Source organism: Rhizobium sp. Rhizsp42 (assembly GCF_047304155.1).
Lineage (GTDB): Bacteria > Pseudomonadota > Alphaproteobacteria > Rhizobiales > Rhizobiaceae > Rhizobium.
Window position 1 is genome coordinate 216,892 of the sequence record NZ_JBGLYS010000005.1, and the last position, 11,586, is coordinate 228,477.

Here is an 11,586-nt window from a genome sequence, read left to right on the forward strand (position 1 = left end):
TCGGCGCCGCATCTCCCAAGGGCGTCGAGCATCATATGGAGGTCAGCGGATCAGCTGAAAGCGCGTCTCGAACTCTCAGATCCAGCGAAACGTCGCGTTGCCGCGTTTATCGACCTTGCCGAGTTCGATGGAGGCCCATCTTCCGCTCGACGTGTCGGCGAGACGGACGCTCGGCTTCCCAAAAATCATCCCGAGAAAGCGTGGACAGCCGCGGATTTTTCCGCCGCCGTCATCGGCTGTGAAAATGCACTGACGGGACATGGATGTCCCGGATACTGCTATTATTCCAGTCTTTGGCATGTGTGGTTCCCGTCACTATCATGCTCCCGACACGAATAGTTGCGCGGCTTTTTCCCGATGGCAAGCGTAAAATTCACGGGTTTGTCATATTCAGATACTTCGTATGAAAGCAAACGTTAACCTTCAAATATGTTCAAGCACATAGTCGGCGGCTGCTGACAATACACCCAATTGGATGATGCGGTGCAGCATCAGTGGGAGAAAATGCTGCGTCTGCGGGTTGAGGTGATTTGCGCCAACAGCTATCTGGTGCCTGAATGTGCGGATGATCCGCAGACAAGAGGGCGCCGCCACATGATTCCTGAATTTCTCGTCACGCATTCCGGTGGCTTCCATGCCGACGAACTGCTTTCCACCGTCGTTTTGACCCGGCTTTTTCCGGACGCGCGCATCATGCGCAGCCGTGCGCCGGAATGGATCACGCCCGGTCCCGACCGGATCATCTATGATGTCGGCGGCGCCTATGACGCGGACGCTGGTATCTTCGACCATCATCAGCGCGGCGCGCCGCTGCGTGACGACGGCCAGCCCTACAGCTCGTTCGGCCTGATCTGGAAGCATTTCGGGCGCGACTATCTCGCTGCATCGGGTGTTCCAGAGGCTGACATCGAGGACATCCACGCCTCATTCGACGGGAGCTTCGTGCTGCCGATCGATCTCACCGACAATGGTGCGCTCAGCCCCTCCGGCCCGCTTTCCGGGCTGACGCTGCCGGCACTTCTGGAAACGCTGAAGCCCGTCTTCGACGAGACCGATCCCGGCGCCGACGACCGCGCCTTTCATGCCGCACTCGCGATTGCCCGCAGCTTCGTCGAGGCGCGGATCGGCAAAAGTGCCGCGAAGCGCAGGGCCGAGGCGCTGGTCCACAAGGCGATCGTGGCTGCCGGCGAGAACCGCGTGCTGGAACTGCCGATGGGCATGCCTTTCCGCCCCGCCATCATCAAGGCCGGCGCCGACCACCTGCTCTTCGTCGTCCACCCGCGCGACAAGGACTGGTGCGTGACCGGCATTCGCCGCGAGGAAGAAGGCTTCGCGCTGCGCGCCGACCTGCCGGCCGCCTGGGCAGGCCTCACCAACGGCGACCTCGAAGCCGCCTCCGGCGTTGAAGGCGCCAGCTTCTGCCACAACGGCCGCTTCATCGCGGCGGCGAAGAGCCGTGACGCGGCGCTGAAGATGGCGGAGATTGCGGTGGCCGAGGCTGTGGGGGGCGTGTAGGGTGAGTGCGAGAGAGGGACGTCTTCGTTTGCCTCACTCGGTACCTTCAAATGTTAATCGTCAGCAAGGTGCCAACTGACCACCACTAAGAGGAGGACTCGCATGCACGAAAACAAGGTCTTGGCCGCAATCAGAGACGCGCTCTATCGCAACCTTCCGCATATGAAGGAGACGTCCGAGGGGCGCTCTGAGATCGAGAAGATCGCAGTCGAGGCAATGACAAACATCAGGGAGCAAGCCATTATTTTTGCTTCCGCTGGCGAAAAGCCGAACCGGTGAGGCCCCTGCGGTTGCCACGACGCAAACGCCCCTCAAATCGCCTTCAAGACTGCCTTGGCGGTAACTGTAGTTGCTTGATTATTTCCGGAATTGAAGGCCGAGATTCTGACAAGGACGTCCAGCCACACCGTGGATTGGGGTTGAAAATAAAAAAACAGATACTTCAGTGAGTAAATGGTGGGCCCGGAGGGACTCGAACCCCCAACCAAGCGGTTATGAGCCGCCGGCTCTAACCATTGAGCTACAGGCCCTGGCGGCCTTTGCGGCGCCTGGCAGCGGCGCAATGGTTCGCCGGTGCTCGTTGCGTCTAACGCAATTTAGGAGCGGTCACAAGTCATTGCCGCAATAGCTTCACAATCAAACGGCAAGAGGGATCGGTAAGTCACAATCGGGGAGTGAAACAATGCCATTGCTGAACACCAAGAGCTTTGCCGCCGGTCTCTTTCTCAGCCTGCCGGTGCTTGCCGCGGCCTCTCTGCCGGCATTCGCGGCCGATGCGCCGCGCCAGGCGGTCATTACCGTGATCGGCGAGGGGCGGGCGACGATGGCGCCGGATATGGCGGTCTTGACCTTCTCCGTCGTCAAGCAGGAGAAGACCGCGCGCGAGGCGCTCGACAATAACAACAAGGCGATGAGCGATGTGCTCGCGGTGCTGAAGAAAGCCGGTATCGCCGAGCGCGATCTACAGACGTCGGGCTTTTCCGTGCAGCCGCAATATCGCTACCCGCAGGGGACCGACGGGCAGCAGCTGCCGCCGGAGCTCATCGGCTACCAGGTTTCCAACGCGCTGACGGTCCGGGTGCGGGATCTTTCAAAGCTCGGCGGGATCATCGATCAGTCGGTGACGCTCGGCGTCAATCAGGGCGGCGATATCCAGTTCACCAACGACAAGCCCGACAGCGCGGTCGAAGAGGCGCGCAAGAACGCGGTGGCTGATGCCATCTCGCGGGCCAAGACGCTTGCGTCCGCCGCGGGCGTCAAGCTCGGCAATGTCATCGAGATCAACGAAAACGGTCCGCGGCCGCAGCCGATGCCGGTCATGCGGGCGGCGATGATGAAGTCGGAGGCCGATTCAGCCGTGCCGATCCAGGGCGGCGAGAGCAGCTACAATATCCAGGTCAACGTTACATTCGCGATCACCCAGTAGCGCGATCGGCCCCTTCGTTAATCTAAGTTACCAAAAGATTGCCGTTGATATTCGCTTGGATATCAACGGCTTATCTTTTTGTGAACACAGCTGTGGCCAGGCTGCGGCAGAAAAGCGCTTTATCACGCGTATATTACACTATAACATCGATCGTGTTATTCGGTCCGGCCGGGAACTTGAGTTCTGCTTTCGGCGTTAGTGCGGACCGATGAGGAGGAATTGGCTTTATCCCTGCAAAGAGGAGACAGACATGTCGAATGCCTTGCCGCCACTTCACAATGGGCACGCCCCGTTCACCCTTCAAGAGCTCTTTCGCGACGCTCTTTATGCGTTTGAAGAGTGGGATGCGGAACTGACCGAACCGATCGTCACGTTCGAAGGCCGGGTGGTTCCGATCAGCAGCGTCTTCGAGGCCATGCGCCAATGCGACGACATCGTGCCGATGAATATCGTCGGCGCCGTTACCGAGCGACTGACGAAACCCTGGGAGGGCGAAGGCCCGCTGGACCAGATGACGTTTTCGACCGCCGCCCGCGTCATGGGCGTGCTGGTGCGCAAGCGCCTGCACGTGACGGGAACGCCCGATATCGTGGCCGTTGCCGCCGTTCCTGATGAAAGCCGCTCGCGCGGTTGATTTTTCGATGCCGCGGTCGCTTCGGCGGCCGCGTCTCGCCTACAAGCTCTGAAGAATTGGGGCTATTGGCGCTGCATTGATGCGCCACACGCGACCTAGAGGTCGAACGCTTCCTTCAATCCCTGTCCCTTGCGCTCACGCAGATCGAGATCGGCTTCGATATGCGCGATGTGATGCAGCATTAGATGACAGGCGCGGTCGAGATCCTTGGCTTCGATCGCCGAGACGATATCACCATGCTCGTTGTGGCCGCAGCTCGATATGGTCGACTGGCCGTAGAGCGCGATGACAAGCGAGGAGCGTGCGACGAGTTCCTCCATGAAACGCTGCATGATTGTATTGCCGGAGATGGCGGCGAGCGTCAGGTGAAAATCGCCGGATGCCTTGATTTCTGCGCGCCGGGCCGTCTGGCCGCGCTCGCTTATCAGGCGGCTTTCTTCCAGCAGCAGTTGTCTGAGGTGCTGGATCTCTGATGTCGTGATCCTTGCCGCCGCCTCGCGCAGGATGCCGGGCTCGATCAGCCGGCGTGCGGCGAAGATCTGGCGGGCTTCATCGGGCGAGGGGTAGGCCACGAAGGCGCCGCGGTTCTTCTCGACGCTGACAAGCCCCTCATAGGAAAGGGCCTGCAGGGCCGCGCGCGCCAGTGTGCGGCTGACATTGAAGAGATTTCCGACATCGCTTTCCGACAGCTTGGTTCCCGGCGACAGGCGGCGCTCGACGATCGCGTCGCGAATGGCGTCGCGAATCTGCTGCGCGCCGGTCTCGGTGGGCTCTTCGGTCGTCAGAAGCGCATTGGCTGCGGAGTTCATGAGGCGGGATGTCCTGTGATCGGCCGATGATAGCCATATTCAGCCGAAAAGTTAAACGGAATTTGCGAGCAATGCAGCGGTCAAATTGTATACGATTATTTGCGCAAATTGCAGACGAAAGCCTATTTCATGTGCAGACATATCCGATGGTCGAATTTTAGTCATTTGGATATTTCCAGGAAAATTCAATATTCGTAATGACTTGATGCACTGCGGCAGAAACTGGCACGGCGAATGCATCGTACTCCTCGAACAGGGGAAGACACGATGTCGAAAGCGGCAGAGATCGATATAGCATCCGTTTCGAAGGTGTATGGCGCGACCACCGCCGTGCACGCAATCAGCCTGAAGATACCGGCTGGTTCCTATTGCTGCTTCCTGGGGCCATCGGGCTGCGGCAAGACGTCGACGCTTCGGATGATTGCCGGGCACGAGAGCATTTCGTCGGGCGATATCCGCCTCGGCAACACGGTCGTCACCGATTTTCCGCCGGCCAAGCGCGGCACGGCGATGATGTTCCAGTCCTATGCGCTCTTCCCGCATCTCGACCTGATCGACAACGTTGCCTTCAGCCTGAAGATGAAGGGCGTGGAGAAGGAGGAGCGTCGCGCCAAGGCGCTGGAGATGCTGAAGCTGATGCAGATGGAGGCCTATGCCAACAGGCGTCCGGCGCAGCTTTCCGGCGGCCAGCAGCAGCGCGTGGCGCTTGCCCGCGCGCTGATCACCGATCCGGAAGCGCTGCTGCTCGACGAGCCGCTGTCGGCGCTCGATCCGTTTCTCAAGATCCGCATGCGTGCGGAGCTCAAGAAGCTGCAGAAGACGCTGGGGATCACCTTCGTGCATGTGACGCACAGCCAGGAAGAGGCGATGGCGCTCGCCGATATCATCGTCATCATGAACGACGGCAAGATCGAGCAGGCGGCGACGCCGCGCAAGGTGTTCGAGGAGCCGGCCACCGCCTTCGTGGCCCGCTTCATGGGCGATCACAACGTGCTGACGGGCCGCGTGACATCCGCCAAGGACGGCGTGATCACGCTCGAGGTTCCGGAGGGGCAGAGCTTTACGGTGCGCGGCGCGGGCAGGGAGGTCGGCGAGGTCATCGATATCGGCATCCGCACCGACCGGGTTCGCCTCGCCAGCGCCACCGACAAGACGCTCGGCTTCAATGGCATCATCTCCAACATCGAGTATCGCGGCGCCTCGGTGAAGATCACCGTGGTCGGCGCGGGCAGCGATGACTTCACCGTCATTGCGTCCGACGGCGATTATTTCGCCAACCCCGCATCGGTCGGCGATGCGGTGTCCCTGAGTTGGGCTCTGGAGGACGCCGTTCTCCTTGGCCGCGTTTCGGCATGAATCTCAATTACCACAAAAACCAGAGGGAACTGACATGACTGATACAACGAAAACCACCAAGAAGGGTCTGCTCGACAAGGGTGTGTCGCGCCGCGGCCTGCTGAAGACGGGTGCTGCCGCCCTTGGTGCGGCCGCAGGCTCCGGGCTCATCACCGGTTTCCCGACCATCTGGGCGCAGTCGAACATCACGCTTCGCCAGTTCGGCACCGGCGTTTCCAACATCAACGCCATTGCCGAGCAGTGCAAGAAGGACCTCGGCATCACGCTCGAGATGACGGCGACCGATTCCGACGCCGCCGCCCAGCGCGCCGTCACGCAGCCCGATAGCTACGATATCGCCGACATCGAATACTGGATCCTGAAGAAGGTCTATCCGACCGGCGTCATCCAGCCGATGGATGTGAAGAAGCTGAAGTATTACGACAAGGTCGTTCCGCTCTTCAAGAACGGCAAGCTGAAGCCGGATAGCGTGATTGCGCAGGGTACCGCGCCGCACACCGTCGGCTATGTCGAGAGCGCGGACGCCAAGACGTTTGCCAAGGGCGAGACCGAACTCTTCACCATGATGCCGACGATCTACAATGCCGACACGCTCGGCATCCGTCCCGACCTCGTCGGCCGAGAGATCGGCAGCTGGGCCGATATCATGGATCCGAAGTTCAAGGGCAAGACCTCGATCCTCAACATCCCGTCGATCGGCATCATGGATGCCGCGATGATCATGGAAGCGCTTGGCAACATCAAATACGCCGACAAGGGCAACATGACCAAGGAAGAGATCGACAAGACGATCGAATTCCTGATCAAGGCCAAGCAGGACGGCCAGTTCCGCGCCTTCTGGAAGTCGTTCGACGAGTCGGTCAACCTGATGGCCTCGGGCGAAGTCGTCATCCAGTCCATGTGGTCGCCGGCTGTCGCCGCCGTCCGCTCCAAGGGCATCGCCTGCAAGTATCAGCCGCTCAAGGAAGGCTACCGTTCGTGGGGCGGCGGTCTCGGCCTTGCTTCGCACCTCAAGGGCGCCGAGCTCGACGCGGCCTATGAATACATCAACTGGTACACATCCGGCTGGGTCGGCGGCTACCTCAACCGCCAGGGCTACTACTCGGCCTGCATGGACACCGCCAAGGGCTTCATGACCGAGGACGAATGGGGCTACTGGATCGAAGGCAAGGCCGCCAAGGGCGATATCCTGTCGCCCGAAGGCAAGGTCATGGAGAAGGCCGGTGCGGTTCGCGACGGCGGCTCGTTCGAAGAGCGCATGGGCCATGTCGCGTGCTGGAACTCCGTAATGGACGAGGACCGCTACATGGTTCGCCGCTGGAACGAGTTCATCGCGGCTTAAGGCGATCTGGGATCTCCCCTTCCAATCGCGGGAGGGGAGGTTCTGCCGTGGGTTACCCCCCTCTGTCCTGCCGGACATCTCCCCCACAAGGGGGGAGATCGATCCGTTGTTAGCCCCTCGCCAACCAATGAAGGTCGGACGAGCGGTTGCGCCCAGCCAATCTCCCCACCTGTGGGGGAGATGCCCGGTAGGGCAGAGGGGGGCGCCACGCAACGCAATGCCAACTGAAAAAGGGATCAGCGATGGCGACGATCGCTTCAGCAGAGACAAATGAGACGACCGAGCGGGTGCGCAGCCCGGGCTTTCGGCTGGCGCCGTGGGCTGCCTCCTATCTCCAGGCGACGCCGCTGATCCTGATCCTCGGCTTCTTCTTCATCCTGCCGATTTTGATGATCGCGGTGGTCAGCTTCTGGGACTACGACTTCGCCGGTCTCTACCCCGATTTCCTGACGATGAACTACACCGAGACGCTCGGCTCGTGGGTGACGTGGAAGACCTATCTGAATACGCTAAAATTCACCGTCATCGTCTGGGCGCTCACCGTCTTCATCGGTTTCTGGGTCGCCTATTTCCTCGCCTTCCACATCCGCCGCACGTCGACGCAGATGATCCTGTTTCTGGTCTGCACCGTGCCGTTCATGACCTCAAACATCATCCGCATGATCTCCTGGATCCCGGTGCTCGGCCGCAATGGCCTGGTCAATTCGGCGCTGATCGAGATGGGGATCATCCCGCAGCCGATCGAGTGGCTGCTCTATTCCGATTTCGCCGTGGTGCTTGCCATGGTGCACCTCTACACGCTGTTCATGGTGACGCCGATCTTCAACACGCTGATGCGCATCGACCGCTCGCTGTTCGAGGCCGCGCGCGATGCCGGCGCGAGCGGCTGGCAGATCCTCTGGAACGTCGTCATCCCGCTTGCCAAGCCCGGCATCGCCATCGGCTCGATCTTCGTCGTCACGCTCGTCATGGCCGATTTCTCGACGGTGCAGGTCATGTCCGGCGGGCAGAGCGCCTCGGTCGCGCTGATGATGAAAAACCAGATGTCGCTGCTGCAATATCCGGCGGCCGCCGCCAATGCGGTCGTGCTTCTGATCGTCGTGTTGATGATGGTCGCGGCCATCCTGCGCGTCGTCGATATCCGCAAGGAGCTTTGAGATGAGCCACGAAAAGCGCACGCTCGAATTCTACGTGCTCGCCGCCTTCTTCATCGTCTTCGTGCTGTTCCTCTACGGCCCGCTGTCGGCAATCCTGATCCTCTCCTTCCAGGGGCCGGATGGCGGCCTGACATTCCCGCTCAACGGTGTCTCGGTCCACTGGTTCTTCAACCTGTTCGAAAAGCAGGCGGTGGGCGATTTCGGGGCTTCGTTCCGCCGCTCCTTCTCGCTCGGCCTGATGGTCATGGTAGTCACCGTCGTGGTGTCGCTGCTGGCGGGTCTTGCCTTCCGCCGCCGCTTCCGTGGCGCGACCTTGCTGTTTTACGCGACAGTCGCCAGCCTCGTGGTGCCGTCGATCATCATCTCGCTCGGCATCGGCGTGGTGTTCCAGCAGGGCGGGCTGAAGCCGGCATGGTATTCGTCGGCCTTCGGCGCGCATCTGACATGGACGCTGCCCTTCGGCGTGCTCATCATGTTCGCCGTCTTCAACCGCTTCTCGCCGGCTTACGAAGAGGCGGCGCGCGATCTCGGGGCGACGTCGTGGCAGACTTTCGTGCATGTCGTGCTACCGATGATCGCGCCCAGCCTGATCGGCGTCGGCCTGTTCGGCTTCACGCTCTCCTATGACGAATTCGCCCGCACGCTGATGACCTCTGGCAGCTACAACACGCTGCCGCTGGAGATCTACGGGATGACGACCAATGTGACCACGCCGGTGCTCTATGCGCTGGGCACGGTGACGACGCTGTTTTCCTTCACCATCATTCTCGTCGCGCTCGGCATCATGATGATGCTGCGCGGACGCCAGGCAAAGACAAGCTGATCTCATGCGCATTCTGATCGTCAATCCGAACACGACATCAAGCATGACCGAGAAGGCAGCGAGCGCCGCACGGCTCGTTGCCGCCACCGGCACCGAGATCATCGCCGCCACCTCGCGAATGGGGCCGGTGTCGATCGAGGGGCACTATGACGGGGCGCTCGCCATTCCCGGCCTGCTGACGGAGCTCAAGGAGCGGGCAGGGACCTATGACGCCGCCGTCATCGCATGCTTCGACGATACAGGGCTTGAAGCGGCGCGCAGTTTCGCCGACGTGCCGGTGCTCGGGCTCTGCGAATCCGCCGTCGCCACCGCCGGGTTTCTCGCGCAGCGCTTCACCGTGGTGACGACGCTGGAGCGCTCGCGGGTGCTGATCGACAACCTCGTGCGCCGCTATGGTATGGGGGACCGGGCGAAGGTTCGCGCGTCTGACATTCCGGTGCTGGAGCTCGAGGACGAGGCGTCGGGCGCGATCGGCAAGCTTCGCGCGGAGATCGAGCGGGCGCTTGATGAGGATGGCGCGGAGGCGATCGTGCTCGGCTGCGCCGGGATGACCGATCTGGCGCGTGAGCTGCAGGAGATCTACGGCGTGCCTGTCGTCGATGGTGTGGCGGCGGCCGTCAAGCAGGCCGAGGCGCTGGTGTCGCTTGGTCTGTCGACGAGCAAGCGCGGCTCCTACGCGGCGCCGCTTGCCAAGCCTTTTATCGGCGAGATGAGCCGGTTCGCACCGATGCAGGCAGCGGGCTGAGGCCTGCCGCGAGACCGTCGCCTCACATGGCGTATCACCACGATTCCGCTTTACTTTTTCGCTCTCCTGACGATGCTCAGCGAAAAGCATTTAAGGAGAGGAAGTAGACATGACCATGCCGGACGACGACCTTGCGCGCATTGCCGAACAGGAGAAGGTGCTGAGCTTCGACAGTTTCGATCTGTCGACCGCATGGCAGCTGGGCAAGCTGCTGCAGGAGCTGGGTTCGGAGCGTGGTCTTGGTATCGCGATCGATATCAACCTGCATTCGATGCCGGTCTTCTACGTGGCACTTCCCGGCGTGACGCCCGACAATGTCCAGTGGGTGCGCCGCAAGCGCAATCTGGTGCTGCGCTATTTCCGCAGCAGCTATGCCATCGGCCTCGACCTGAAGGCCAAGGGCAAGACGGTGGCGGACAACGGTCTTTCGGACGCCGACTACGCGCCCCACGGCGGCAGCTTCCCTATTAACGTCAAGGGCACAGGCTGCATCGGCTCGGTCACCGTCTCCGGCCTGCCGCAGCGCGACGACCACAATCTCGTCGTCGAGGCGCTGGCGCTGATGCTGGCCAAGGACCTGGACGCGCTGCGTCTGGCGTAAAGCGTCGTACGGAAGATTACCGGCCCGTTTTGTGTAGATCGGGCCGGAACGGTCTACGCCTTCTCGGCCAGCCAGACTGTCGGGGCACCGAGGATGCCGCCGGTGCGCATCGCTGATCGCAGTTCCTCGAGCTGCATGAAGGCCTTCGCGGCCTCTGATGTCGCGAATTCGTGGGTGACGGTGATGTCGTTGGGGTTGTCGGCGGATTGGAAGACCGCCTCCGATATCACGCCGTTTGCCGCCTGCACCGAACGGAAGCCGTCATACACCTTGCGCCAGGCCGTATAGTCCGAAACCTCATGCCGTACGAACACTGTCGTCATGTTCCGCTCCTGCGTTGCATTCACATGTTTCGTTGGGATGCCCAGGCGGCAGCGTATCACCGATGAGGGGTTCGCGCGCGTGGAAATCGGCTTGCGGGCATTGCGCATCGCACGTCACTGAAATTGCATGTATGGTGAAGACATCTCGATCAGGAAGCAGGATCGATGACGCGTCGTTTGCGCATTCTCGCGGCGTTGCTCTCCCTGGCTCTGATCAGCGCCGGGCCGGCCGATGACGGGCGGTGGTATGCGGGGAGCTACTCGTTTTCCGACGAACTCGGCGGCTTCCGCATCCTCTCCATATCAGGCGCGGGAACGCGGGAGGATCCGATCGAGATCCGCGAGGCGTTCGACAGCCTTGCGCCGGTGACGCTGGTGATCCGCTTTGCCAAACCCGCCGAGCTGAAGACGACGGTGCCCGGCTCGTTTCATCTGCGCGTGGTGGCGGTGAACCGGAGCGGGCTGGCGTGGATCGGCTTCGGCTTCGAACTTCAGGAAATCCGGGGCAAGCCCAGCGATTTCTATGACGGGCTGTCCTTCGGGCAGGCCGATCCCAATCCGTCGCTGATCTCGTCCAGCCGTTTCATGCATTTCGAAAGCCGCTTCGAGAGCTTCGATCGGCTGAATTTCGACGAAGGGCATCTCGATCCAGGCGAGCAATCGAGGTTCGGCTTCGTTGTTTCCGATGTCACGCCGGTCCCGGAGTTCTATCTGGTCGAGGAGCCGCGTATTCCGTCGTCATGAACGAAGGCGGGGGGCCCGCGGGGGGGGCCGGGGGGTGGGGTTTTAGTAATTTGGACGCCCCGGGGGGGGGGGGGGGGGGGGGGGGGGCGGGGCGGGGGGGAGGGGGGGGGG

General features: G+C 61.4%; 14 protein-coding genes and 1 tRNA gene. 11 read left to right on the forward strand and 4 right to left on the reverse strand.

Annotation, left to right across the window (positions count from 1 at the left end; all coding sequences use genetic code 11):
• Positions 1–423 precede the first annotated feature (423 nt).
• Entirely contained in the window at positions 424–621 is a 198-nt protein-coding gene (locus tag ACCD05_RS08250) for a hypothetical protein (protein WP_413392067.1), read from the reverse strand.
• On the opposite strand from ACCD05_RS08250, the gene ACCD05_RS08255 reads away from it, so the two are divergent.
• Complete coding sequence (locus ACCD05_RS08255) at positions 595–1,515, forward strand: MYG1 family protein (protein WP_413392068.1); 921 nt, start codon at positions 595–597, stop codon at positions 1,513–1,515. The genes ACCD05_RS08250 and ACCD05_RS08255 overlap by 27 nt on opposite strands.
• Before the next feature lie 102 nt (positions 1,516–1,617).
• Complete coding sequence (locus ACCD05_RS08260; protein ID WP_156144761.1) at positions 1,618–1,794, forward strand: hypothetical protein; 177 nt, start codon at positions 1,618–1,620, stop codon at positions 1,792–1,794.
• Between the two features lie 175 nt (positions 1,795–1,969).
• On the opposite strand, the gene ACCD05_RS08265 is transcribed toward ACCD05_RS08260, so the two are convergent.
• Positions 1,970–2,045, reverse strand: a tRNA-Ile gene (locus ACCD05_RS08265).
• Between the two features lie 152 nt (positions 2,046–2,197).
• Between ACCD05_RS08265 and ACCD05_RS08270 the strand changes: the two genes are divergently transcribed.
• Both ACCD05_RS08270 and ACCD05_RS08275 read left to right on the forward strand, forming a co-directional pair.
• Entirely contained in the window at positions 2,198–2,941 is a 744-nt protein-coding gene (locus tag ACCD05_RS08270) for an SIMPL domain-containing protein (RefSeq protein WP_413392069.1), read from the forward strand.
• A gap of 250 nt (positions 2,942–3,191) precedes the next feature.
• Complete coding sequence (locus ACCD05_RS08275) at positions 3,192–3,575, forward strand: hypothetical protein (RefSeq protein WP_047505903.1); 384 nt, start codon at positions 3,192–3,194, stop codon at positions 3,573–3,575.
• 95 nt (positions 3,576–3,670) lie between these two features.
• On the opposite strand, the gene ACCD05_RS08280 is transcribed toward ACCD05_RS08275, so the two are convergent.
• Positions 3,671–4,384, reverse strand: a complete 714-nt coding sequence (locus ACCD05_RS08280; protein ID WP_245206025.1) for a GntR family transcriptional regulator — start codon at positions 4,382–4,384, stop codon at positions 3,671–3,673.
• A gap of 267 nt (positions 4,385–4,651) precedes the next feature.
• Between ACCD05_RS08280 and ACCD05_RS08285 the strand changes: the two genes are divergently transcribed.
• From ACCD05_RS08285 to ACCD05_RS08310, 6 genes are all read left to right on the forward strand, one after another.
• Complete coding sequence (locus tag ACCD05_RS08285; protein ID WP_047505901.1) at positions 4,652–5,740, forward strand: ABC transporter ATP-binding protein; 1,089 nt, start codon at positions 4,652–4,654, stop codon at positions 5,738–5,740.
• A gap of 34 nt (positions 5,741–5,774) precedes the next feature.
• Positions 5,775–7,082: an ABC transporter substrate-binding protein gene (locus ACCD05_RS08290; RefSeq protein ID WP_018897505.1), complete on the forward strand. Its 1,308-nt coding sequence runs from the start codon at positions 5,775–5,777 to the stop codon at positions 7,080–7,082.
• Between the two features lie 242 nt (positions 7,083–7,324).
• Positions 7,325–8,239 (forward strand): ABC transporter permease, encoded by a 915-nt coding sequence (locus ACCD05_RS08295; RefSeq protein ID WP_065693541.1) that lies wholly within the window; start codon positions 7,325–7,327, stop codon positions 8,237–8,239.
• 1 nt (position 8,240) lies between these two features.
• On the forward strand, positions 8,241–9,062 hold the full coding sequence (locus ACCD05_RS08300; RefSeq protein ID WP_209190900.1) for an ABC transporter permease: 822 nt from the start codon (positions 8,241–8,243) through the stop codon (positions 9,060–9,062).
• 4 nt (positions 9,063–9,066) lie between these two features.
• A complete protein-coding gene (locus tag ACCD05_RS08305; RefSeq protein WP_413392070.1) occupies positions 9,067–9,807 on the forward strand; it encodes an aspartate/glutamate racemase family protein in 741 nt (246 codons plus the stop codon).
• Positions 9,808–9,916: 109 nt separating this feature from the next.
• Positions 9,917–10,408, forward strand: coding sequence for a heme-degrading domain-containing protein (locus tag ACCD05_RS08310; RefSeq protein WP_018897509.1), 492 nt, complete (start codon positions 9,917–9,919; stop codon positions 10,406–10,408).
• Between the two features lie 53 nt (positions 10,409–10,461).
• Here ACCD05_RS08310 and ACCD05_RS08315 read toward each other — a convergent pair whose 3' ends face one another.
• Complete coding sequence (locus tag ACCD05_RS08315; protein WP_413392071.1) at positions 10,462–10,731, reverse strand: antibiotic biosynthesis monooxygenase; 270 nt, start codon at positions 10,729–10,731, stop codon at positions 10,462–10,464.
• Between the two features lie 165 nt (positions 10,732–10,896).
• Between ACCD05_RS08315 and ACCD05_RS08320 the strand changes: the two genes are divergently transcribed.
• The gene (locus ACCD05_RS08320) at positions 10,897–11,475 is read left to right on the forward strand and encodes a hypothetical protein (protein ID WP_413392072.1); all 579 of its coding nucleotides are present in this window, start codon (positions 10,897–10,899) and stop codon (positions 11,473–11,475) included.
• Positions 11,476–11,586: the final 111 nt, after the last annotated feature.